26 protein-coding genes, 1 pseudogene and 1 riboswitch are annotated in these 22516 nt (G+C 42.7%); of the genes and pseudogenes, 24 read left to right on the top strand and 3 right to left on the bottom strand.

From position 1 onward, the window contains the following. Positions 1-152: 152 nt before the first annotated feature. Positions 153-299 carry a DUF1259 domain-containing protein gene (locus NSQ09_RS17575; RefSeq protein WP_017695920.1) on the bottom strand — a complete coding sequence of 49 codons (147 nt, stop codon included), beginning with the start codon at positions 297-299 and terminating at the stop codon, positions 153-155. A gap of 372 nt (positions 300-671) precedes the next feature. On the opposite strand from NSQ09_RS17575, the pseudogene NSQ09_RS17570 reads away from it, so the two are divergent. Beyond that, positions 672-877: pseudogene (locus NSQ09_RS17570) on the top strand (hypothetical protein). 608 nt (positions 878-1485) lie between these two features. Beyond that, positions 1486-1692, top strand: a complete 207-nt coding sequence (locus NSQ09_RS17565; RefSeq protein ID WP_003223929.1) for a zinc ribbon domain-containing protein — start codon at positions 1486-1488, stop codon at positions 1690-1692. Here the strand turns inward: NSQ09_RS17565 and NSQ09_RS17560 are convergent. Continuing rightward, positions 1635-1871 (bottom strand): hypothetical protein, encoded by a 237-nt coding sequence (locus NSQ09_RS17560; protein ID WP_074794831.1) that lies wholly within the window; start codon positions 1869-1871, stop codon positions 1635-1637. The genes NSQ09_RS17565 and NSQ09_RS17560 overlap by 58 nt on opposite strands. A gap of 247 nt (positions 1872-2118) precedes the next feature. Here NSQ09_RS17560 and sipS point away from each other — a divergent pair, with 247 nt between their 5' ends. The 7 genes from sipS (at position 2119) to ribT (ending at position 7585) form a co-directional block, all read left to right on the top strand. Then, on the top strand, positions 2119-2673 hold the full coding sequence (sipS, locus tag NSQ09_RS17555) for a signal peptidase I sipS (RefSeq protein ID WP_015483398.1): 555 nt from the start codon (positions 2119-2121) through the stop codon (positions 2671-2673). Between the two features lie 234 nt (positions 2674-2907). Further along, the gene (locus NSQ09_RS17550) at positions 2908-3252 is read left to right on the top strand and encodes a hypothetical protein (RefSeq protein WP_003230488.1); all 345 of its coding nucleotides are present in this window, start codon (positions 2908-2910) and stop codon (positions 3250-3252) included. A gap of 120 nt (positions 3253-3372) precedes the next feature. Next, positions 3373-3517: riboswitch (FMN riboswitch) on the top strand. A gap of 129 nt (positions 3518-3646) precedes the next feature. Then, positions 3647-4732 (top strand): bifunctional diaminohydroxyphosphoribosylaminopyrimidine deaminase/5-amino-6-(5-phosphoribosylamino)uracil reductase RibD, encoded by a 1086-nt coding sequence (ribD, locus tag NSQ09_RS17545; RefSeq protein ID WP_004398763.1) that lies wholly within the window; start codon positions 3647-3649, stop codon positions 4730-4732. Between the two features lie 10 nt (positions 4733-4742). After that, complete coding sequence (gene ribE / locus NSQ09_RS17540) at positions 4743-5390, top strand: riboflavin synthase subunit alpha (RefSeq protein WP_014480161.1); 648 nt, start codon at positions 4743-4745, stop codon at positions 5388-5390. A gap of 14 nt (positions 5391-5404) precedes the next feature. Next, the gene (locus NSQ09_RS17535) at positions 5405-6601 is read left to right on the top strand and encodes a bifunctional 3,4-dihydroxy-2-butanone-4-phosphate synthase/GTP cyclohydrolase II (RefSeq protein ID WP_003230496.1); all 1197 of its coding nucleotides are present in this window, start codon (positions 5405-5407) and stop codon (positions 6599-6601) included. A gap of 32 nt (positions 6602-6633) precedes the next feature. Continuing rightward, a complete protein-coding gene (ribH, locus tag NSQ09_RS17530; protein ID WP_003223915.1) occupies positions 6634-7098 on the top strand; it encodes a 6,7-dimethyl-8-ribityllumazine synthase in 465 nt (154 codons plus the stop codon). A gap of 112 nt (positions 7099-7210) precedes the next feature. Continuing rightward, a complete protein-coding gene (gene ribT, locus NSQ09_RS17525; RefSeq protein WP_003223910.1) occupies positions 7211-7585 on the top strand; it encodes a GNAT family N-acetyltransferase RibT in 375 nt (124 codons plus the stop codon). Between the two features lie 215 nt (positions 7586-7800). On the opposite strand, the gene NSQ09_RS17520 is transcribed toward ribT, so the two are convergent. Further along, positions 7801-8325, bottom strand: a complete 525-nt coding sequence (locus NSQ09_RS17520; protein WP_129137767.1) for a DUF309 domain-containing protein — start codon at positions 8323-8325, stop codon at positions 7801-7803. A gap of 280 nt (positions 8326-8605) precedes the next feature. On the opposite strand from NSQ09_RS17520, the gene scpA reads away from it, so the two are divergent. From scpA to aroD, 15 genes are all read left to right on the top strand, one after another. Then, positions 8606-9361 carry a segregation/condensation protein A gene (scpA, locus tag NSQ09_RS17515; protein WP_015714192.1) on the top strand — a complete coding sequence of 252 codons (756 nt, stop codon included), beginning with the start codon at positions 8606-8608 and terminating at the stop codon, positions 9359-9361. After that, positions 9351-9944, top strand: a complete 594-nt coding sequence (scpB, locus tag NSQ09_RS17510; RefSeq protein ID WP_003223904.1) for an SMC-Scp complex subunit ScpB — start codon at positions 9351-9353, stop codon at positions 9942-9944. Before scpA ends, scpB begins: the two co-directional genes overlap by 11 nt. Before the next feature lie 54 nt (positions 9945-9998). Continuing rightward, positions 9999-10538 (top strand): YpuI family protein, encoded by a 540-nt coding sequence (locus tag NSQ09_RS17505; RefSeq protein ID WP_014477219.1) that lies wholly within the window; start codon positions 9999-10001, stop codon positions 10536-10538. A gap of 122 nt (positions 10539-10660) precedes the next feature. Beyond that, on the top strand, positions 10661-11809 hold the full coding sequence (gene dacB / locus NSQ09_RS17500; protein WP_095843807.1) for a D-alanyl-D-alanine carboxypeptidase DacB: 1149 nt from the start codon (positions 10661-10663) through the stop codon (positions 11807-11809). Next, a complete protein-coding gene (spmA, locus tag NSQ09_RS17495; protein ID WP_004398980.1) occupies positions 11797-12387 on the top strand; it encodes a spore maturation protein SpmA in 591 nt (196 codons plus the stop codon). The genes dacB and spmA overlap by 13 nt, the downstream gene beginning before the upstream one ends. A gap of 4 nt (positions 12388-12391) precedes the next feature. Continuing rightward, positions 12392-12928, top strand: a complete 537-nt coding sequence (spmB, locus tag NSQ09_RS17490; protein ID WP_003230509.1) for a spore maturation protein SpmB — start codon at positions 12392-12394, stop codon at positions 12926-12928. Positions 12929-13019: 91 nt separating this feature from the next. Continuing rightward, positions 13020-13754, top strand: coding sequence for a 23S rRNA pseudouridine(2605) synthase RluB (gene rluB / locus NSQ09_RS17485; protein WP_004398815.1), 735 nt, complete (start codon positions 13020-13022; stop codon positions 13752-13754). A 94-nt stretch (positions 13755-13848) separates the two neighbouring features. Next, a complete protein-coding gene (gene resA / locus NSQ09_RS17480; protein WP_003230513.1) occupies positions 13849-14388 on the top strand; it encodes a thiol-disulfide oxidoreductase ResA in 540 nt (179 codons plus the stop codon). Then, positions 14385-16013, top strand: a complete 1629-nt coding sequence (gene resB, locus NSQ09_RS17475) for a cytochrome c biogenesis protein ResB (RefSeq protein WP_041338376.1) — start codon at positions 14385-14387, stop codon at positions 16011-16013. Before resA ends, resB begins: the two co-directional genes overlap by 4 nt. A gap of 19 nt (positions 16014-16032) precedes the next feature. Further along, on the top strand, positions 16033-17208 hold the full coding sequence (gene resC, locus NSQ09_RS17470; protein ID WP_004398799.1) for a cytochrome c biogenesis protein ResC: 1176 nt from the start codon (positions 16033-16035) through the stop codon (positions 17206-17208). Positions 17209-17288: 80 nt separating this feature from the next. Further along, positions 17289-18011: a DNA-binding response regulator ResD gene (gene resD / locus NSQ09_RS17465; protein ID WP_003246107.1), complete on the top strand. Its 723-nt coding sequence runs from the start codon at positions 17289-17291 to the stop codon at positions 18009-18011. After that, positions 18008-19777 (top strand): sensor histidine kinase ResE, encoded by a 1770-nt coding sequence (gene resE, locus NSQ09_RS17460; protein ID WP_017695908.1) that lies wholly within the window; start codon positions 18008-18010, stop codon positions 19775-19777. Before resD ends, resE begins: the two co-directional genes overlap by 4 nt. 203 nt (positions 19778-19980) lie before the next feature. After that, the gene (gene sigX, locus NSQ09_RS17455) at positions 19981-20565 is read left to right on the top strand and encodes an RNA polymerase sigma factor SigX (RefSeq protein WP_003230521.1); all 585 of its coding nucleotides are present in this window, start codon (positions 19981-19983) and stop codon (positions 20563-20565) included. Then, complete coding sequence (rsiX, locus tag NSQ09_RS17450; protein WP_095843806.1) at positions 20501-21604, top strand: anti-sigma-X factor RsiX; 1104 nt, start codon at positions 20501-20503, stop codon at positions 21602-21604. The genes sigX and rsiX overlap by 65 nt, the downstream gene beginning before the upstream one ends. Before the next feature lie 111 nt (positions 21605-21715). Beyond that, complete coding sequence (gene aroD, locus NSQ09_RS17445) at positions 21716-22483, top strand: type I 3-dehydroquinate dehydratase (protein ID WP_095843805.1); 768 nt, start codon at positions 21716-21718, stop codon at positions 22481-22483. The last annotated feature ends 33 nt before the right edge of the window (positions 22484-22516 follow it).

Here is a 22516-nt window from a genome sequence, read left to right as displayed (position 1 = left end):
TCTCCTTTCATATCATTCTATTTTTTATATGTATTAGTGCTAGAGTTGATTAGCGTAAACTTATCGGCAAAAATATTTAGGAGATGCCTGTTTTTATTGATTTATAAAAATGCTCGAAAAAAGCGCCTCCTTTATAGCTTCCGGAAGCCCAGCTACCTGTCTATTCTTTTAACTACTCTGAATGCGGCAGCTGCTTTTCTGGCGAATGTAATAGGATCATCCTGTGCTGACTCAAAGTGCATATACATTGCACCCGGCTCACTAAATAACCAGTGGTTATGCAATGCAGTAATCGTCATGCGCAGCTATCCTAGTTCGGTGAGCAAAGAATTTACCTCTTCAGGTACGAAACTAAGTGAAATACTTTATCATTGCGAACCTCATACGGGAAAAATGGGGAATGGCCAAGGAATGAGGTAGGCAAACAAACACCTGACTCGGTGGCAGAACGAACTGCCCAAAATTTTGGCAAACTCCCTGCGTATCTTTTGTTTCCTCCCATTTCATGCTGTTGCTCCTCCTATGTCAAAAAAGAAAGTATGAGTGACGAGTATAGGAGAGAAGATCCCGCCATAGACAATGTTGTTGGACGACTGAAGGTGAAATTGTGCTGATTATACAAAAAGTGGATTGGGAATGATAAAAGAACAAAAAAGTTTAAGGAGAATCACATGCAAGTTTTGACGGGGTTGCTCGAACAGTACGGATATGCCGTCTTGTTTATTGTCTTGATGTTAGAGCTTCTAGCTTTACTTGGACCGGGAGAGTTTGCCGGTGTTCTCGTGTTTCAAGAAAAGTTAAACTGGGTGCTAAGCATGTTAGCGGCCGGATTGGGGAGCTGTGCGGGAGTAAGCATGTCGTATTGGATCGGGTATAGACTGGGCCCAGCTGCAATTCAGAAAGCTTTTGCGTCGAGAGGTGTTCTGTTAGCCGTTATTGTTCTAACTTTTTTTTGGACGGTATTCAAAGGGCAAGACCGGAAAATCGAACTCTCTTTCTCCTAGTCGTTGGTGCGAGAGCTTTATGAAGAGGGAATTAGACGGCTCTTTCATTCCCTTCATCCTATTCACGCTCCTTTGGAAAGTCATGTATTATATCCATTCCCGAGCGAACAGACTTTAACGGCATTTGTCATTTTTGGTTTTTGTGCTTATCTTTTTGTTCGTCATTCTCACAAGACGCGTCTGCAAACTGTTGCATTTTTTTGTTTATTATCGTTTTATTCCTCATCGGGCTGAGTCGTGTGTACTTTAATGAGCAGTATCCGAGTGATGTTGTTACGCCTTCGGCGGTGTTTGGCTGAGTTTGAATGTTTTGGTCATGGAGCTTTTCCGTTTCTCCAGAAGATTTACCAAGCTGAGAAACGAACCCAATTAGTATGTAATCAAAATTAAGTAAACTTTAAAGTAGTACAGGTCATTGGGATTGATATTTTGTAGTAAAATAAATCAAACAAACGTGATGTAATGAAAAGGAGATCGCGATATGAACAACAAAGGCTGTATAAAATGCGGCAGTACTGAAGCCGGACAAAAAGAAATAGCTACAACCGGCACGGGATTATCAAAGCTGTTTGACGTGCAGCATAACCGATTTCTAGTGGTTTACTGTAAGAACTGCGGATATTCAGAGTTTTATAATAAAGAGTCTTCAACTGCCGGGAATATATTGGATTTATTTTTTGGAGGCTGATCCATGTTTTCGAGCTTCAATGATTTTAAACATATTATGAAAGCAAAAAACGGAGTGCGGTTATCACCTGTGAAATAGGTTGCCGCAAACATTCCAGTAACCTTCATGACGTGAATTGTTTTGTCAAGTGCCATGGGTATCATGGACTGGGAGATCAATGGAATGCAGTAAATGAACAAACTGTTCGTAACCTCATGCCTTATATACGATTTAAAGATTTTGCATATGAGAACTCTCTTTCTTCTGAGTCCATCGCTTCTGAATTATGCGATTCATTTCCTTCAATATTTGCAGGCTTAGTTAGGCATGATGTGGGTAGAAGATGAAGATTAACAGTTTGTAAAATCACTTCAATGGTCCTAATGGGATTTTTTTTCGATTCGTGATAACATAAATTGAAGACCGTTGTTTATTGGAGGAAATCAGTTGAAATCAGAAAATGTTTCGAAGAAAAAAACAATATTAGAATGGGCAAAAGCAATTGTGATTGCTGTCGTTCTTGCTTTGCTCATTCGCAACTTTATTTTTGCGCCGTATGTCGTTGATGGTGACTCTATGTATCCTACACTTCACAACCGTGAAAGGGTCTTTGTCAATATGACAGTCAAATACATCGGCGAGTTTGATAGAGGAGACATCGTCGTGTTAAACGGAGATGATGTTCACTATGTCAAACGTATTATCGGCCTTCCCGGCGATACGGTTGAGATGAAAAATGACCAGCTCTATATCAACGGGAAAAAGGTGGACGAACCTTATTTGGCGGCTAATAAAAAGAGAGCGAAACAGGACGGTTTTGACCATTTGACCGATGATTTCGGCCCGGTTAAAGTGCCTGATAACAAGTATTTTGTGATGGGCGACAACCGTCGGAATTCAATGGACAGCCGTAACGGTCTTGGCCTCTTCACGAAAAAACAAATTGCGGGTACGTCAAAGTTTGTTTTCTACCCGTTTAACGAAATGCGCAAAACAAATTAGGATCAAGCAGTTTCCCATTGGGGCTGCTTTTTTTATATCTTTTTTACGGTCATCCCCTAAAAACAGAACATAAATTCGTATATCTATAGAAAAGAAATTTTTGCAGAAATGTGAAACATATTCCCGTTATGCATCGTTATATTAATAATTTACGAGAATTTACGGTTTTTTATTCATGAAAAAAAGGAATAACTCATATGAATGAATAGATTCATATTGGCTGGAGGTTTAGAAATGGGAAGAATAAAAACCAAGATTACCATTCTGTTAGTGCTTTTGCTTTTACTTGCAGGCGGTTATATGTACATAAATGATGTTGAGCTGAAGGATGTTCCGACAGCAATTGGACAAACCTTGTCCTCGGAAGAAGAGGAATACACCATCCAGGAATATAAAGTGACGAAAATTGACGGCTCAGAGTATCATGGAGTAGCAGAAAACGGAACGAAAATCATCTTCAACGGAAAAAAATTAAATCAGGATTTATCTGATATAAAAGAAGGTGACAAGATTAAGGCATACTTCAGCAAATCAAAGCGGATCGACGGATTAATCAAGGTTGCAAAAGTAAATGATTAACAAAACATCACCTTTCAGATCGAAGGGTGATGTTTTGTTTTTCTCAAATTGTAAGTTTATTTCATTGCGTACTTTAAAAAGGATCGCTATAATAGCCAATAAGGACAAATGAATAAAGATTGTATCCTTCGGGGCAGGGTGGAAATCCCGACCGGCGGTAGTAAAGCACATTTGCTTTAGAGCCCGTGACCCGTGTGCATAAGCACGCGGTGGATTCAGTTTAAGCTGAAGCCGACAGTGAAAGTCTGGATGGGAGAAGGATGATGAACCGCTATGCAAATGGTTCAAAAATGCATAGTGTTATTTCCTATTGCGTAAAATACCTAAAGCCCCGAATTTTTTATAAATTCGGGGCTTTTTTGACGGTAAATAACAAAAGAGGGGAGGGAACCAAATGGAAGAGTATTATATGAAGCTGGCCTTAGATCTTGCGAAGCAGGGCGAAGGACAGACCGAATCCAATCCGCTCGTCGGCGCTGTTGTCGTAAAGGACGGACAAATTGTCGGAATGGGCGCCCATTTAAAATATGGTGAAGCTCATGCAGAAGTTCATGCCATCCATATGGCTGGAGCACATGCAGAGGGTGCCGACATTTACGTTACACTCGAACCGTGCAGCCATTACGGAAAAACACCGCCATGTGCAGAATTGATTATCAACTCTGGCATCAAAAGAGTGTTCGTGGCGATGAGAGATCCTAATCCGCTTGTGGCTGGAAGAGGGATCAGCATGATGAAAGAAGCCGGCATTGAGGTAAGGGAAGGTATCCTGGCAGACCAGGCGGAGAGGCTGAATGAAAAATTTCTGCACTTTATGAGGACAGGCCTTCCGTACGTCACGCTAAAAGCGGCTGCCAGCCTTGACGGCAAGATAGCTACCAGCACGGGTGACAGCAAATGGATCACGTCAGAGGCTGCAAGACAGGATGCTCAGCAATACAGGAAAACACACCAAAGCATTTTAGTCGGAGTTGGCACAGTGAAAGCCGACAATCCGAGCTTAACCTGCAGACTGCCGAATGTAACAAAACAGCCGGTTCGGGTCATACTTGATACCGTACTCTCGATTCCTGAGGACGCTAAAGTGATTTGCGATCAAATAGCGCCGACATGGATTTTTACGACGGCACGCGCAGACGAGGAAAAGAAAAAACGGCTTTCAGCTTTCGGAGTGAACATATTTACACTTGAAACCGAGCGCATTCAAATTCCTGATGTTTTGAAGATCCTAGCGGAAGAAGGCATCATGTCGGTGTATGTGGAAGGCGGTTCAGCTGTTCACGGAAGCTTTGTCAAAGAAGGCTGTTTTCAAGAAATCATCTTCTATTTTGCCCCTAAACTAATCGGAGGAACGCATGCTCCCAGCTTAATCTCCGGTGAAGGTTTTCAATCAATGAAAGATGTCCCCTTATTACAATTCACTGATATAACCCAAATCGGCCGTGATATCAAACTGACGGCAAAACCGACAAAGGAATAGGATGGTGACCATGTTTACAGGAATTATCGAAGAAACAGGCACAATCGAATCCATGAAAAAAGCAGGGCATTCAATGGCCTTAACAATTAAATGCTCAAAGATTTTAGAGGATGTTCATCTTGGCGACAGCATTGCAGTGAACGGCATTTGTTTAACTGTCACTGATTTTACAAAAAATCAATTCACAGTGGATGTTATGCCTGAAACAGTCAAAGCTACGTCACTGAATGATTTAACAAAAGGAAGCAAAGTAAATCTGGAAAGAGCGATGGCGGCAAACGGCCGTTTCGGAGGCCATTTCGTCTCAGGCCATGTCGACGGAACTGCGGAAATCACACGAATTGAAGAGAAAAGCAACGCAGTTTACTATGATTTAAAAATGGACCCATCATTAACAAAAACATTGGTTTTAAAGGGATCAATTACTGTGGATGGCGTGAGCTTAACCATATTCGGCCTGACAGAAGACACAGTGACGATCTCCTTAATACCGCATACGATCAGCGAAACGATTTTTTCAGAAAAAACGATCGGCTCTAAAGTGAATATCGAATGCGATATGATCGGAAAATATATGTATCGATTTTTGCATAAAGCCAATGAAAATAAGACCCAACAAACCATTACAAAAGCCTTCTTAAGCGAAAACGGCTTTTAGAGAGGAAGATTTGCATGTTTCATCCGATAGAAGAAGCACTGGACGCTTTAAAAAAAGGCGAAGTCATCATCGTTGTAGATGATGAAGACAGAGAAAATGAAGGAGACTTTGTGGCTCTTGCCGAGCATGCAACGCCGGAAGTCATTAACTTTATGGCGACACATGGGAGAGGACTGATCTGCACGCCGCTCAGTGAGGAAATCGCAGACAGGCTTGATCTTCACCCTATGGTTGAGCATAATACAGATTCTCACCACACTGCATTTACCGTAAGCATAGACCATCGTGAAACGAAGACAGGTATCAGCGCTCAAGAAAGATCTTTTACCGTTCAAGCATTGCTGGACAGCAAATCCGTGCCATCTGATTTTCAGCGTCCGGGGCACATTTTTCCGCTGATTGCGAAAAAAGGAGGTGTCCTGAAAAGAGCGGGCCATACAGAAGCTGCTGTTGATCTTGCTGAAGCTTGCGGATCTCCAGGAGCCGGCGTCATTTGTGAAATTATGAATGAAGACGGAACGATGGCGAGAGTGCCTGAGCTCATTGAAATTGCGAAAAAGCATCAATTAAAAATGATCACCATTAAGGATTTGATTCAATACCGTTACAATCTGACAACACTTGTCGAGCGTGAAGTTGACATTACGCTGCCTACTGATTTTGGGACATTTAAGGTTTATGGATACACAAATGAGGTAGATGGAAAAGAGCATGTCGCATTTGTGATGGGAGAGGTGCCGTTCGGAGAAGAACCGGTATTGGTCCGGGTGCATTCAGAATGTCTCACAGGTGACGTGTTTGGGTCTCATCGCTGTGACTGCGGACCGCAGCTGCACGCCGCGCTGAACCAAATTGCCGCTGAAGGCCGTGGAGTGCTTCTGTACTTGCGCCAAGAAGGACGAGGCATCGGTTTAATCAATAAATTAAAAGCTTATAAGCTTCAGGAACAAGGTTATGACACCGTAGAAGCCAATGAGGCGCTTGGATTCTTGCCGGATCTTCGCAACTATGGCATCGGAGCACAAATTTTACGCGACCTCGGTGTCCGGAATATGAAGCTTTTGACGAATAATCCGCGAAAAATCGCAGGCCTTGAAGGCTACGGACTCAGTATTTCAGAAAGAGTGCCGCTTCAAATGGAGGCGAAAGAACACAATAAAAAATATTTGCAAACCAAAATGAACAAGCTAGGTCATTTACTTCATTTCTAATCACAAATATCACAAAAAAGGATGGGAATCATATGAATATCATACAAGGAAATTTAGTTGGTACAGGTCTTAAAATCGGAATCGTAGTAGGAAGATTTAATGATTTTATTACGAGCAAGCTGCTGAGCGGAGCAGAAGATGCGCTGCTCAGACATGGCGTAGACACAAATGATATTGATGTGGCTTGGGTTCCAGGCGCATTTGAAATACCGTTTGCTGCGAAAAAAATGGCGGAAACAAAAAAATATGATGCTATTATCACATTGGGCACTGTCATCAGAGGCGCGACGACACATTACGATTATGTCTGCAATGAAGCTGCAAAAGGCATCGCGCAAGCAGCAAACACTACTGGTGTACCTGTCATCTTTGGAATTGTAACAACTGAAAACATCGAACAGGCTATCGAGCGTGCCGGCACAAAAGCGGGCAACAAAGGTGTAGATTGTGCTGTTTCTGCCATTGAAATGGCAAATTTAAACCGCTCATTTGAATAATTTGCTGAAAACAGTTTAAAAATATGGCGAAAATGATATAATGTGAGAAAACGGATCACCTATTCGTATCCGTTAATAGCAGACTGGACATTTTGGATATAGAGGGGTTTTTATGTTAATTCGTTATAAAAAATCGTTTGAAAAGATTGCGATGGGGCTTCTTTCGTTTATGCCGAATGAAAAAGACCTTAAGCAGCTTCAGCAGACAATTAAGGACTACGAAACGGATACAGACCGCCAGCTCTTTCTTTGGAAAGAGGACGAGGATATCGTCGGAGCAATCGGAGTCGAAAAAAAGGATTCTGAGGTTGAGATCCGGCATATCAGTGTGAATCCTTCTCATCGCCATCAAGGAATCGGAAAACAGATGATGGATGCTTTAAAGCATTTATTCAAAACGCAAGTACTGGTTCCAAATGAATTAACGCAGAGCTTTTTCGAACGTTGTCAAGGTCAGCAGGATCAAGACATTTCATACAATAATTAAGCAGAGGCTGTGATCAGCCTCTGCTTTAGTTTGATGACAAAATCCGAAAACAGTTTTGTTTTAGGTTTTTGTCATCCTTTCAGCGCGATTGAAAACCCTTGAAGTCTAGGAAAGCTGAGCATTGGAGCGGAGCGAATGTTTTCATTCGTGAGCACCAACGCACAGGCTTGACAACGAATGCGAGGGTTTGTCGACACGCTGAGCAGAGGCTGTGATCAGTCTCTGCTTTTTTTTCTGCGTTCTATTTCTTTTTCACGTTCACGGATGACGTCAGTCCGATCCCGCAAACGGTGTTTGTCGATAAGAAATATGTTCCTGAGTGCACTGGGCTGCCCCCATGTATACTTTTTTTTCCTGCATTCGATCCTGCATGCTTCCTCCAGTTTCTCATCTTTGATTGGCAGCATAATGCTTTTATAGGCAGAGCCCGTTTCGATTTGTTCGTAAACCGATTGCATAAGTTCGAGCAAACGGCCATGATCGAGCCCTAAGTCTTCGACTGCCCGGTATTCTGCTTGAAGAATCCGGATGCTGTTCGCCATCAGTCTTTTTGCCCCGGCTGTATTCTGTCTTCTGTGATGATATAAAGCCACTGCAAGCTGAATAAAGCCCACCCAATAGCGTTTTCGTTTCTTTGGCGGGTCTTCCTTCCAGAATTCTTCTAATATTTCATGGCATTCAAAATAATCCCGTGTCGCGTGAAACTCAACGAGATACTCTATATAAGCTTTCGGATACAAGGTGTTTCCTCCTTTAATGTGCTTTTAGTGTACCATAGAAGGGATAAAAGGAAAAAAGAACGCTCGGCCTCTATTGCTTCTTAGAAAGGAAAACCAGAAGCTAAGGCTTTTTCTCCCGCTTCTGCGCTCCGAGCAAACACCTCTCGTGTTTTGAATATTCTGTACAAACTTGTTCAAAACAGGAAATGAAATAGTATTGGACGAGAGCTTTTTGGTGGCTTATACTATAGGGTAGCCAGTTTTTCCGGCAATGAGAGTGATACTTGAAAATGGTGAGATGATGGAAGAATATCAAGTGAAAATTGATACGTTTGAGGGCCCATTGGACCTGCTGCTTCATTTAATCAATCGTCTTGAAATTGACATATATGATATACCTGTGGCGAAGATCACTGAACAATATTTATTATATGTACATACGATGCGTGTGCTTGAGCTCGATATGGCCAGCGAGTATTTGGTTATGGCTGCCACGCTGCTCAGCATTAAAAGCAGAATGCTGCTCCCAAAGCAAGAGGAGGAGCTTTTTGAAGATGAATTGCTTGAAGAAGAAGATCCGCGGGAGGAACTGATTGAAAAGCTGATTGAGTATCGAAAATATAAAGATGCGGCGAAGGAATTAAAAGAACGGGAAGAAGAAAGACAAAAATCGTTCACGAAACCGCCGAGTGATTTGAGTGAATATGCAAAAGAAGTAAAACAGTCTGAGCAAAAGCTCTCTGTCACGGTCTATGATATGATCGGAGCTTTTCAAAAAGTGCTGAAACGCAAAAAAATAAACAGGCCGATGGAAACAACAATTACAAGACAGGACATACCAATCGAAGCCAGAATGAACGAAATCGTGCACAGCTTGAAATCTAGAGGAACGAGAATCAACTTTATGGATCTGTTTCCATATGAGCAAAAAGAACATTTAGTAGTGACCTTTCTAGCTGTTCTCGAGCTGATGAAAAATCAGCTGGTCCTCATTGAACAGGAGCACAATTTTTCAGATATTTACATTACGGGGAGTGAATCCATTCATGGGGCTTGATATCGTGAATTGGAAAGCTATTGTGGAAGCCCTTCTTTATGCGGCAGGCGATGAAGGGCTTACAAAAAAGCAGCTGTTAACAGTGCTTGAAATCGAAGAGCCTGAACTGAACACGATCATGGCGGATGTGGCGGACGAATACCGCGGAGATACACGAGGGATTGAACTTATTGAGTATGCAGATACGTACATGCTCTCTACCAAAAAAGACTTTGCGCCTTACTTGAAAAAACTGATTGAAGTGCCGTCAAAGGGCCTTTCTCAAGCATCTTTAGAAGTACTGGCCATTGTTTCATACAAACAGCCAATTACGAGAGCAGAAATTGAAGAAATCAGAGGAGTAAAATCAGAGCGGATTTTACACAGTCTTGTCGCGAAGGCGCTATTGTGTGAAGTAGGGCGTGCCGATGGTCCGGGGCGGGCCATTTTATACGGTACTACGCCGACTTTTCTTGAACAATTCGGTCTGAAAACGCTGGACGAGCTTCCGCCGCTGCCTGAAAATGCGGAAGAAGACGTTCTTCAAGAAGAAGCAGATTTATTTTTTGAAAACTTTAACCAAACCTTCGAAGATATAAAATAGAAGTTTAATGAATCGCGCTTTTTCATCATCATAAGATATAAGGAAGAAGCTATCATGAAAGAAGCAAAATGTGAGAGACAAAGACATGAGGGGAAGATACCAAACGAAATGGGACATTCGATTGTGCGAGCGCAGACTCAAAAAACAGGCGAATTCTTATCAATGGTTGTCAATACCGTGAACGATTACCTAAATCAAACGACGCTTGAGTCCTTACAGGCTGAATTGCCTATTGAAAAAGGATACTGCTGTGATGTGCTGAGCACTCTGAGAAGAATGGCAGTATTTTGTGAAGGAGGCGCAGAAGCGTGCCGCCGTCTCCTGATGCAGGAGCCTTTTCAGGAAGCCAGAGCGGAAAAAACACTTTATAATGTGTATCACCAATGCATTGAAGAGTTCTTTATGCCGAAAAAAGACACGTGGTGTGAAAATAGCCGGGCGTCTTATACCGGGGTCAGCGCAATTGAGTTTTATCATGCTGTTCCTGCGTCGCTTGAGCAATTATTATTGCCGTTGAGCGCTGCCTTTCTGAAGATGAGGGAAGAGCTGGCTCATTACGAAGCATCCGGATCAAGCATGGCGCCAATCAGATAACGTTTACTCTCCCTTTTTCAGGGAGAGTTTTTTTATGTTTGCTTCCAGAAATATAATTGTTATTCATAACTGATGGACATGCGCATAAACTTGTACAAACCACCACAAGGACGTGAGCAAACATGCGCATTTTCAAAAAAGCAGTATTCGTGATCATGATTTCTTTTCTTATTGCAACCGTAAATGTGAATACAGCACATGCTGCTATAGATGTCAGTGCAAAAAGCGCGATCATTATTGACGGTGCGTCAGGCAGAGTGTTATATGCCAAGGATGAGCATCAAAAAAGGCGGATCGCGAGCATCACAAAAATTATGACCGCCGTCCTCGCCATCGAATCCGGCAAAATGGATCAAACGGTGACGGTTTCAGCAAATGCTGTCAGAACAGAAGGCTCCGCCATTTATTTAACAGAAGGTCAAAAAGTGAAGCTGAAAGATCTTGTGTATGGCCTGATGCTAAGGTCAGGAAACGACGCCGCTGTCGCGATTGCTGAGCATGTCGGTGGGAGCCTCGATGGGTTTGTTTATATGATGAATCAAAAAGCCGAGCAGCTTGGTATGAAGAACACCCGTTTTCAAAACCCGCACGGATTGGACGACCATGAAAATCATTATTCAACAGCCTATGACATGGCCATTTTAACTAAATATGCTATGAAGCTGAAAGACTATCAAAAGATTTCAGGCACAAAAATATACAAAGCGGAAACGATGGAAAGCGTATGGAAAAACAAAAATAAACTGCTGACCATGCTATATCCGTACAGCACAGGAGGAAAAACAGGCTATACAAAACTTGCAAAACGGACACTGGTCTCTACGGCTTCAAAGGACGACATTGACCTGATAGCCGTCACCATTAATGACCCTAATGATTGGGATGACCATATGAAGATGTTTAACTATGTGTTTGAGCATTATCAAACTTATTTAATTGCAAAAAAAGGGGATATTCCAAAGCTGAAAGGCACATTTTATGAATCGAAGGCTTTTATCAAACGTGATATCACCTATTTGCTGACTGAAGAGGAAAAAGAAGATGTGAAAATTAATACCACACTGCTCAAGCCGAAAAAAGCATGGGAAAAAGATGCCTCGAAAATCCCTGACATCGTAGGGCACATGGAGATCATGTTCAACAATGCAACCATCGCAAAAGTGCCGATCTATTATGAAAATGAGCGGCATCAAAAACCGAAGAAACAATTTTTTGAAACGTTTAAATCAATCTTTCTGAATGCGGCAGGCGGAGCAAAATGGTCAATATAATTTGGGTCAGTTTAACCGTGATCGGACTCGTTTTTGCGATGTGCAACGGAACTCTGCAAGATGTAAATGAAGCCGTGTTTAAGGGTGCGAAAGAAGCGATTACGATCTCATTCGGATTGATGAGCGTGCTTGTTTTCTGGCTTGGCTTAATGAAAATCGCCGAGCAGTCAGGTCTTTTGGATATTTTCAGCCGGATGTGCAGGCCTTTTATATCTAAACTGTTCCCTGATATACCGCCGGATCACCCGGCGATGGGCTATATTTTATCTAATCTTATGGCGAATTTCTTCGGCCTCGGAAATGCAGCAACTCCGCTTGGCATTAAAGCAATGGAACAAATGAAAAAGCTGAATGGAAACCGATCGGAAGCAAGCCGGTCGATGATTACTTTTTTAGCTGTTAATACGTCCTGCATCACACTCATCCCGACAACGGTGATCGCTGTCCGAATGGCTTATTCCTCCAAAACGCCGACAGATATCGTCGGGCCAAGCATTTTGGCAACGCTTATTTCCGGAATCGGTGCCATTATCATTGATCGGTATTTTTATTACCGCCGCAAAAAGAAGGGAAGGTGAACGGATGGAAATCATCAACTGGCTGTCTTTAGCCATGATTCCAATCATTATTGCCGGAATTCTTCTTTATGGAACGATCAAAAAGGTTCCGACATATGAATCGTTTGTCGAAGGCGGGAAAGAGGGGATAGAAATCGCCTTTTCCATTATCCCCTATTTAGTCGGAATGCTTGTCGCTATAACTGTTTTCAGATCATCAGGCGCGCTTGATTTTATAATGGATCTTTTAAAACCGGCTTTCTCCGCTATCGGCATCCCTGCTGAAGTAGTGCCGCTTGCTCTGATCCGCCCGATCTCCGGTACGGCCGCACTCGGAATGACGACCGATTTAATTGCTGTATACGGGCCCGATTCCTTTATCGGCAGGCTGGCTTCCGTCATGCAGGGATCTACAGATACAACGCTTTACGTACTGACTGTGTATTTCGGAGCAGTCGGCATTAAAAAAATGGGTGATGCATTAAAGGTGGGACTTCTTGCAGATTTAATCGGCGTAGTTGCATCTATCATCATCGTTACGTTATTATTTGGGAGCGCCTGAAAACGGCGTTTTTTTTAGATTTGGCATAGGAATTTGAAAAAGCTTGTTTGTTAAGGTTGAAAAAAGTAAGATAATACTTGAGGTGAAAGACATGGAAAGACTGCAAAAAGTGATTGCTCATGCCGGAGTTGCGTCGCGCAGAAAGGCAGAAGAGCTGATTAAAGAAGGAAAAGTAAAGGTGAATGGCAAAGTAGTAACAGAGCTAGGTGTTAAGGTCACCGGTTCTGATCAGATTGAGGTAAACGGGTTAAAGGTTGAACGCGAAGAGCCGGTTTACTTTCTCTTATATAAACCAAGAGGCGTTATTTCCGCAGCGCAAGATGATAAAGGACGCAAAGTGGTGACGGACTTTTTTAAAAATATTCCGCAGCGCATTTATCCGATTGGGCGTCTGGACTATGATACGAGCGGTCTTTTGCTTTTAACCAATGACGGCGAATTCGCCAATAAGCTAATGCATCCTAAGTATGAAATAGACAAAACATACGTGGCGAAGGTGAAAGGAATCCCGCCTAAAGAGCTGCTCAGAAAGCTGGAGCGCGGAATTAGGCTGGAGGAAGGCAAAACAGCGCCTGCTAAAGCGAAGCTGCTGTCTTTGGATAAGAAAAAGCAGACAAGCATTATTCAGCTGACGATCCATGAGGGACGCAACAGACAGGTGCGCCGCATGTTTGAAGCGATCGGACATGAGGTAATCAAGCTGAAGCGTGAGGAATACGCGTTTTTAAACCTGCGAGGCCTGCACACGGGCGATGCCAGAGAGCTTACGCCTCACGAAGTAAAAAGGCTCAGAGCACTGGCGGATCACGGTAAAAACGCTTTCTAAATTTCACATAACCTTCAAAAAGTAAGAAATGTGAAATGAACGTGCAATGATATAATTGAATGGATCTGCAATAGGGGGAAGGGGGCAGTGGACAATGAAGAAAAAAAGGCGTTTATTCATTCGGACCGGCATCCTTCTCGTTTTAATCTGCGCACTCGGCTATACCATTTACAACGCTGTATTTGCCGGCAAAGAGAGTATATCCGAAGGGTCCGACGCACCGAATTTTGTCCTAGAGGATACGAATGGGAAACGTATCGAGCTCAGTGACTTAAAAGGGAAAGGTGTTTTTTTGAATTTCTGGGGTACATGGTGTGAACCGTGCAAAAAAGAGTTTCCTTATATGGCAAACCAATATAAGCATTTTAAAAGCCAAGGTGTTGAAATTGTCGCTGTAAATGTTGGGGAGTCAAAGATAGCAGTACATAATTTTATGAAATCCTACGGAGTCAATTTCCCGGTTGTTCTGGATACAGATCGCCAAGTGCTTGATGCCTATGACGTATCTCCGCTTCCGACAACCTTTTTGATCAATCCGGAAGGAAAAGTTGTCAAGGTGGTGACCGGCACTATGACAGAAAGCATGATACACGATTATATGAATCTCATAAAACCCGGAGAGACTTCGGGATGAAGCAAGTCAAATGTGAATGCGGACATATAAACCCGGTCGGAACCGTTTTATGCGAATCGTGCGGAAGAGCTCTTCAGGAAACTCAACCTCCGCTCGCTGATATGAGATATGACGGAAGCGCAAGACGTTCGCAAACCTATAACAAAACGATCATCGACAAAATTTGGAATTTCTTTTCCTCGGTTAAGGTGGGAATATGGCTTATCGTCATAACCCTTGCCGCATCAGCGTTCGGCACCATTTTTCCCCAGGAAGCCTATCTGCCTCCGGGCGCACAGGCTGATACTTATTACAAGGAGCAGTACGGCACGTTTGGCCAGCTTTATTATTTGCTCGGGTTTCATCATTTATATGGTTCTTGGTGGTATTTGCTGCTCATTGCCTCGATCGGCATTTCACTCGTGATTTGCAGCCTTGATCGGGTCATTCCGTTGTATAGAGCGTTAAAAAACCAAGGTGTCAGAAGGAGCCCGGCCTTTTTAAGAAGGCAGCGCTTGTTCAGTGAAACAGTTACTGTACTGAACGGGGAATCGAAAGAAAAGATAGTTGCTCTATTAAAGAAAAAACATTATAGAATCAGAGAAAAAGAGGGCAGCATTCTTGCTGAAAAAGGACGCTTTTCCCGCTGGGGCCCGTATGTCAACCACATTGGATTGATCATCTTTCTGATTGGTGCGATGCTGAGATTTGTGCCTGGCATGTACGTCGATGAGACGCTTTGGGTCAGAGAAGGCGAAACCGCAGCAATTCCGGGTACAGACGGAAAATATTATTTGAAAAACAATCAATTCAGCGTAGAGACCTATAACAGCAAAACGGAAAAAAAGGTATTTGCAGATGCCATTGACAGAGTCGGGGACGGTAGAGTGGCAAAGAACTTTCAAACCGATGCCGTACTCTACAAGAGAGAAGGAAAAATTGTTTATGGCGAGAAGCCGAAGCTGGAAAAAGTAACAGAAGAAGACATCCGTGTCAATCAGCCGCTGCGTTTTGATTCTTTTTCCGTTTACCAGGTGGATTACAAAGAGAATCAGCTTGACCAAATGGTGTTCCAGCTGATTGATAAAAAAACAAAAAAATCCTTTGGGAGCCTGAAGATCAACCTTCTGGATCCAGATTCAGTCTATGATCTTGGTAACGGTTACAAGGTGGAAATCGCCAGCTACCTGCCTGACTTCTATTTTAATCAGGACGGAGAGCCAAGCACAAAAACAAAGATCCCTAACAATCCGGCTTTTGTCTTTAATATTATAACGCCGGACAAACCGAAAGGCGAAAAGAGCTTTGTCGCCATCCAAGAAACCATCGAAGGATCAGGCAATAATAAATACAAGCTGAAATTTGACCATGTCGAAACGAAAAACATTACTGGACTTACAGTCAGAAAGGATCTGACACTCTGGGTGCTTGCTGTCGGCGGAGCCATTTTTATGATCGGTGTTATTCAAGGTATGTACTGGCAGCATCGAAGAATTTGGCTGCACTCACAGGACGGTGCAGTTATGGTAGCGGGGCATACCAATAAAAACTGGTTTGGCCTGAAGAAGGATTTAGCATTTATATTGGCTGATTCCGGACTGACTGAACCGGCGGACCAAAAAGAATTAATCAAAACACAGAAATAGGCGAAAAGGGAGTGATGTCATGGCAGAGCTGAGCGGAAATTTTCTTTATGCGGCCTTTCTTGTGTATTTAATCGCTGTCCCAATCTTCGGCGGGGCCATACGCGGGAATAAAGATAAAAAGGGCAGGCCAAACCGATGGGCCAACATTGGAATCACCCTTTCTATTGTCGGTTTTTTCTGCCACCTAGGATATTTCATCACAAGGTGGGCTGCCAGCGGCCATGCGCCTGTCAGCAATATGTTTGAATTCACCACCGCTTTTGGCATGATGCTTGTTTTGGCGTTTATCATTCTTTATTTTCTCTATAGATTGCCTTCATTAGGCCTGTTTACGCTGTCAATTGCTTTATTGCTGATTGCCTACGCCAGCATGTTTCCGACAGATATCTCGCCTTTAATTCCTTCGCTCCAAAGCAACTGGCTGTATATTCACGTAACAACGGCCGCGCTTGGGCAAGCTATACTTGCCATCAGCTTTGTCGCTGGTGTCATCTTTCTTTTGAAGCATGTAGACCAGACAAAGCCAAGCAAAAAGACCTTCTGGCTTGAAGCGATTATGTTTATCCTGGTCACAACCGTCGCCTTTATTGCAATCACATCAGCATTTCGTCTTGCAGGCTATGAAGCGGAGTTTAACTGGGTGGACAAAAGTAAAGAAAAAAGCGTGATGGTGTACGAAATGCCCGCGCTTGTCGGTCCGCATCAGGGAGAGCTTTTGACCGAAGGAAGAATGGAACCGCTTGTTGATCTTCCCGCGCTTTTCTCAGGCAGAAAAGTGAACACTGTCATTTGGTCATTTGGAGCAGGTCTTGTGTTGTATGGGGCTCTCCGTCTGATCATCAGAAAAAGAATCAGCGCTCTATTACATCCGCTGGTGAAAAACGTCAATCTTGATCTGGTGGATGAGGTTGGGTACAGGGCCGTATCAATCGGATTTCCGATCTTTACACTCGGCGCGCTGATCTTTGCAATGATTTGGGCTCAGCTCGCCTGGACCAGATTTTGGGGCTGGGACCCTAAGGAAGTATGGGCGCTGATCACGTTTTTGTTCTATGCCGCTTACTTGCACTTAAGACTGTCAAGAGGCTGGCACGGTGAGAAGTCAGCATGGCTGGCCGTAATCGGTTTTGCTATTATTATGTTTAATTTAATATTCGTAAATCTTGTGCTTGCCGGACTTCATTCTTATGCATAGTCCTTTGAAAGCGACACAGTTCTCAAACTTTCTCACGATTTGATAAAATGAAAGTAACAGAAGGAAAGCAGGGGGAAAACATGGACCAAACGAACGAAACAAAAATATTAGTAGTTGATGACGAAGCCAGAATTCGCCGCCTTTTAAGAATGTATCTTGAACGTGAAAATTATGCTATAGATGAAGCTGAAAATGGTGATGAAGCCATTGCCAAAGGGCTTGAAGCCAATTATGACTTAATTTTGCTTGATCTGATGATGCCGGGGACTGATGGAATTGAAGTGTGCCGGCAAATTCGTGAAAAAAAAGCGACACCCATTATCATGCTGACCGCAAAAGGAGAAGAAGCAAACCGGGTGCAGGGGTTTGAAGCGGGAACAGATGATTATATTGTTAAGCCGTTCAGCCCGAGAGAAGTCGTGCTGCGTGTGAAGGCCCTTTTGAGAAGAGCATCCCAAACCTCTTATTTCAATGCCAATACACCGACGAAAAATGTGCTCGTGTTTTCACATCTGTCCATAGACCATGACGCTCACCGCGTAACAGCTGATGGAACAGAAGTGAGCCTGACGCCAAAAGAGTATGAGCTTCTATATTTCTTAGCGAAAACGCCTGACAAGGTGTATGATCGGGAAAAGCTTCTGAAAGAAGTGTGGCAATATGAGTTTTTTGGTGATTTACGGACAGTGGACACTCACGTCAAACGCTTGAGAGAGAAGCTGAACAAGGTATCTCCGGAAGCTGCGAAAAAAATTGTCACCGTATGGGGTGTAGGTTATAAATTTGAGGTCGGCGCTGAATGAAATTTTGGAAAAGCGTAGTAGGCAAGCTGTGGTTTACGATCCTTTCACTCGTCTTGATCGTATTGTTCATTTTAACGGTTCTTTTGCTGGAGTTTATTGAAAACTACCATGTGGAAGAAGCCGAGAATGATTTAACACAGCTTGCGAATAAAGTTGCTGTCATCCTAGAAAATCACGAGGACCAGGCACTGGCAAGGTCAATCACTTGGGAGCTCGCTGATAACTTAACAAGCATTGCCATCATCCAGGATGAGAAGAACCACTGGTATTCTCCGAATGATAAAAATCGCCTGTCGTCTATAACGGTTGAGCAAATACAGCATGACAAAGACTTAAATAAAGCTCTCAAAGACCATAAAAAAGTAAGCAAACGGACGGGACTGAGCGATACAGACACGGATAATGAACGCCTGATTGTAGGTGTCCCGTATGAAAAAGACGGAAAGAAAGGCATGGTCTTTTTATCCCAGTCTTTGCTTGCCGTTAAAGATACAACAAAACATACGACCCGCTATATTTTTCTTGCCGCTGGAATTGCGATTGTGCTGACCACATTTTTCGCATTCTTTTTATCAAGTAGGGTCACGTACCCTCTCCGAAAAATGAGAGAAGGCGCGCAGGATTTGGCGAAGGGCAAGTTCGATACAAAAATCCCGATTTTAACTCAGGATGAAATCGGTGAACTGGCGACCGCTTTTAATCAAATGGGCCGGCAGCTTAACTTTCATATCAATGCGCTCAATCAAGAAAAAGAACAGCTTTCTAACATTTTGAGCAGTATGGCTGACGGGGTTATTACCATTAATATTGACGGTGCGATTCTTGTGACCAACCCGCCGGCTGAACGTTTTCTTCAGGCTTGGTATTATGAACAGAACATGAATATCAAAGAAGGCGACAACCTTCCGCCTGAAGCAAAAGAGCTGTTTCAAAACGCTGTCAGCACTGAAAAAGAACAAATGATTGAGATGACGCTGCAAGGCAGATCATGGGTGCTTTTGATGTCGCCGCTTTATGCGGAATCGCATGTCAGAGGAGCGGTTGCCGTACTGCGTGACATGACAGAAGAACGCCGCCTTGATAAGCTGCGGGAGGACTTTATCGCAAATGTCAGTCATGAGCTGAGAACACCAATCTCCATGCTTCAGGGATACAGTGAAGCAATTGTCGATGACATTGCAAGCTCTGAAGAAGACCGGAAAGAAATTGCCCAAATCATTTATGACGAATCGCTCCGAATGGGCCGTTTAGTTAATGATTTGCTTGATTTAGCCCGAATGGAATCAGGCCATACAGGCTTACATTATGAAAAAATCAATGTGAATGAGTTTTTAGAAAAGATCATTCGGAAGTTTTCCGGTGTTGCGAAAGAAAAAAATATTGCTTTACATCATGACATTTCTCTCACGGAAGAGGAATTTATGTTTGATGAAGACAAGATGGAGCAGGTATTTACCAATTTGATCGATAACGCGTTGCGGCATACTTCATCCGGCGGCAGTGTCTCCATTTCAGTCCATTCTGTGAAGGATGGATTGAAAATTGATATCAAAGACTCCGGGTCCGGCATACCGGAAGAAGATCTGCCATTTATCTTTGAGCGGTTTTATAAGGCAGATAAAGCGCGGACAAGGGGAAGAGCAGGAACCGGGTTAGGGCTGGCTATCGTTAAAAATATCGTGGAAGCCCACAACGGATCAATTACTGTGCACAGCCGAATAGATAAAGGAACAACATTTACTTTTTATATTCCGACAAAACGGTAAAATCGAGTCTGAATTTGCCGAAGAATCTTGTTCCATAAGAAACACCCGCTGACTGAGCGGGTGTTTTTTTAATAGCCAACATTAATAAAATTTAAGGATATGTTAATATAAATTCCCTTCCAAATTCCAGTTACTCGTAATATAGTTGTAATGTAACTTTTCAAGCTATTCATACGACAAAAAAGTGAACGGAGGGGTTTCAAATGGAAGAAACCTTTCAATTATTATATGATACATATCATCAAGATTTGTACCAATTTTTATTTTATATGGTAAAGGATAAAAACCAGACAGAAGACCTTCTTCAAGAGGTTTATATCCGGGTATTAAATTCTTATCATACGTTTGAAGGAAGAAGCAGTGAAAAAACATGGCTTTTGTCTATCGCACGCCATGTTGCGATAGACTGGTTTCGTAAACAGCAAACAATCAGACAGCGTATACTCGGTACATTTGACTGGGATACACAGGATGTCAGGGATCAGCAATTGCTGCCGGACGAACTTGCGGTTCAACATGAAAATGTCCGGGAAATTTATGCTGCGCTTGATCAATGTACAATCGATCAAAGAGCTGTGATTATCTTGCGGTTTATTCAGGGATATTCAATACAGGAAACAGCCAAGGCTCTGCGCTTCTCGGAAAGCAAAGTAAAAACGACCCAACACAGAGGGCTCAAAGTACTTCGGAAACATATGGAGCTTTTGAGGGAGGAGCTAATGGATGATGAAGTCAGAATGGAACGAAGAACAGATAAAGGAGTTGTTAAGTCAACTTCCGGCAGTTAAAGACCATCGTTCGCCTCAGGATATTTACAAGCGGCTGACGATGGCAAAGCGTAAAAATAAGCCCGCTGTCAGGTGGATTGGCCCCGCGTGTGCCGCTGCAATTGCGGTTTATATCGCCTTCATTATTTCTCCTCATTTCTTTGATCAGGCACAGCCTCAACAAAAAGAAGCGTCCCAAGAGAACGCAGTAACGAAAACTGAGACAGAAGACAGCCCAAAAGCTGCATCATCCCTGGATCATACATCGTTTGTTGTACCTGAAAAGGAACAAGACAATTACATCACTGTAGCAGTTGCTGATGCCGATACATCTGCAATCATACCTGTCAGCATTCAAAAAACAAATGCATACCAAACGATCCAGGACATGCTGACTGTAAGTAGTGAATTGGATATCTTGGATCATGCCATTACAATTCCATCCTTCATAGATGAAGTAGAAATAAAAGAAAAACCAAAGCAGAAGGAATTAAGTATACGAGTCCATCAGCCAGCTACGGCATTTTCTGTAAAAGATGATACACTGTTAAAAAAATTGCTTAAAGAATCCTTAAAATGGAGTCCTTATGAAAAAGTCAAATTTTTATCGGATCAAAATGAGACTGGGGTTCGGATTGGCTCATATGGCACTTTTACGGAAATTTCGATTCCCAAACAGTCAAAAAGAGCTTACTACTTGTACAAAAATAAACAAGGGAACTTTCTCATTCCGTCAGAAAAAACATTTGATACAGTAAAAGAAGCGATTAAGGAAATGGAATCGAGCAGCCAAGAAGATACAACACCGCTTATTCAAGCGGGTGCTGTCCAATCTGTAACGAAGAAACAGAAACACTTATATATCCGCTTTTCAAAGGACTCAGAAGTTGAGGATTCTATTGCCGGTATTTTAATGATTGAGGGACTTCTTTTAACCGCAAAAGAGTTTGGCTTCACAGAAGTGACCTTTACCGAAACCAGAACAAACAAAATCGGCAAATATGACGTATCAGATGCAATTCCGGTACCGGCTGCTCCAAATCCGATTTTCTTAAACTAAAATGGGCCCTTTGAGGCTCTTTTTTAGTTGCTATTCATATAATAGAAATTTTCAAAAAAAAGTTGTACGTGTATAATAAAACAAGGTAACGATTGAAAGGATTTGAGATGAGTGAACGTGTTAACAATTAAAGGAGTTTCCATCGGGGAAGGAATGCCGAAAATCATCGTTCCGCTGATGGGAAAGACGGAAAAACAAATTCTGAATGAAGCAGAGGCAGTAAAATTACTGAATCCGGACATTGTTGAATGGAGAGTCGACGTATTTGAAAAAGCGAATGACAGAGAAGCGGTCACAAAGCTCATTTCTAAGCTTCGTAAATCTTTAGAAGACAAGCTATTTCTATTTACATTCAGAACCCACAAAGAGGGCGGGAGCATGGAGATGGACGAAAGTTCCTATCTTGCTTTGCTGGAATCGGCAATCCAAACAAAAGACATCGATCTGATAGACATCGAATTATTTTCAGGAGATGCACATGTAAAAGCGTTAGTATCGATGGCGGAAGAAAACAACGTCTATGTGGTGATGTCAAATCACGACTTTGAAAAAACACCTGTAAAAGATGAAATTCTTTCAAGGCTTCGGAAAATGCAGGATTTAGGGGCACATATTCCCAAAATGGCTGTTATGCCGAATGATACTGGAGATCTCCTAACGCTGCTTGATGCGACGTATACAATGAAAACAAAATATGCAGACCGCCCCATTATTACAATGTCAATGGCTGCAACAGGGCTCATCAGCAGGCTGAGCGGTGAGGTTTTTGGATCGGCTTGTACTTTTGGAGCTGGAGAAGAGGCGTCCGCACCAGGTCAAATACCTGTTTCTGAGCTAAGGAGTGTCTTAGATATTTTGCATAAAAACACACGAGGATAGAACAATAAAAAAACTCAAGCTATATAGCTTGAG

Source organism: Bacillus sp. FSL W8-1202 (assembly GCF_038006165.1).
Lineage (GTDB): Bacteria > Bacillota > Bacilli > Bacillales > Bacillaceae > Bacillus > Bacillus subtilis.
Note: the sequence above shows the minus strand (reverse complement) of the source record. Positions and strands in the feature narration are given on the sequence as shown.

Coding starts and splice junctions, on each gene's coding strand:
- NSQ09_RS17575 (WP_017695920.1), bottom strand. CDS start 299: ATGACGATTACTGCATTGCATAACCACTGGTTATTTAGTGAGCCGGGT.
- NSQ09_RS17565 (WP_003223929.1), top strand. CDS start 1,486: ATGAACAACAAAGGCTGTATAAAATGCGGCAGTACTGAAGCCGGACAA.
- NSQ09_RS17550 (WP_003230488.1), top strand. CDS start 2,908: ATGGGAAGAATAAAAACCAAGATTACCATTCTGTTAGTGCTTTTGCTT.
- ribD (WP_004398763.1), top strand. CDS start 3,647: ATGGAAGAGTATTATATGAAGCTGGCCTTAGATCTTGCGAAGCAGGGC.
- ribE (WP_014480161.1), top strand. CDS start 4,743: ATGTTTACAGGAATTATCGAAGAAACAGGCACAATCGAATCCATGAAA.
- NSQ09_RS17535 (WP_003230496.1), top strand. CDS start 5,405: ATGTTTCATCCGATAGAAGAAGCACTGGACGCTTTAAAAAAAGGCGAA.
- ribH (WP_003223915.1), top strand. CDS start 6,634: ATGAATATCATACAAGGAAATTTAGTTGGTACAGGTCTTAAAATCGGA.
- ribT (WP_003223910.1), top strand. CDS start 7,211: ATGTTAATTCGTTATAAAAAATCGTTTGAAAAGATTGCGATGGGGCTT.
- scpA (WP_015714192.1), top strand. CDS start 8,606: ATGGAAGAATATCAAGTGAAAATTGATACGTTTGAGGGCCCATTGGAC.
- scpB (WP_003223904.1), top strand. CDS start 9,351: ATGGGGCTTGATATCGTGAATTGGAAAGCTATTGTGGAAGCCCTTCTT.
- NSQ09_RS17505 (WP_014477219.1), top strand. CDS start 9,999: ATGAAAGAAGCAAAATGTGAGAGACAAAGACATGAGGGGAAGATACCA.
- dacB (WP_095843807.1), top strand. CDS start 10,661: ATGCGCATTTTCAAAAAAGCAGTATTCGTGATCATGATTTCTTTTCTT.
- spmA (WP_004398980.1), top strand. CDS start 11,797: ATGGTCAATATAATTTGGGTCAGTTTAACCGTGATCGGACTCGTTTTT.
- spmB (WP_003230509.1), top strand. CDS start 12,392: ATGGAAATCATCAACTGGCTGTCTTTAGCCATGATTCCAATCATTATT.
- rluB (WP_004398815.1), top strand. CDS start 13,020: ATGGAAAGACTGCAAAAAGTGATTGCTCATGCCGGAGTTGCGTCGCGC.
- resA (WP_003230513.1), top strand. CDS start 13,849: ATGAAGAAAAAAAGGCGTTTATTCATTCGGACCGGCATCCTTCTCGTT.
- resB (WP_041338376.1), top strand. CDS start 14,385: ATGAAGCAAGTCAAATGTGAATGCGGACATATAAACCCGGTCGGAACC.
- resC (WP_004398799.1), top strand. CDS start 16,033: ATGGCAGAGCTGAGCGGAAATTTTCTTTATGCGGCCTTTCTTGTGTAT.
- resD (WP_003246107.1), top strand. CDS start 17,289: ATGGACCAAACGAACGAAACAAAAATATTAGTAGTTGATGACGAAGCC.
- resE (WP_017695908.1), top strand. CDS start 18,008: ATGAAATTTTGGAAAAGCGTAGTAGGCAAGCTGTGGTTTACGATCCTT.
- sigX (WP_003230521.1), top strand. CDS start 19,981: ATGGAAGAAACCTTTCAATTATTATATGATACATATCATCAAGATTTG.
- rsiX (WP_095843806.1), top strand. CDS start 20,501: ATGATGAAGTCAGAATGGAACGAAGAACAGATAAAGGAGTTGTTAAGT.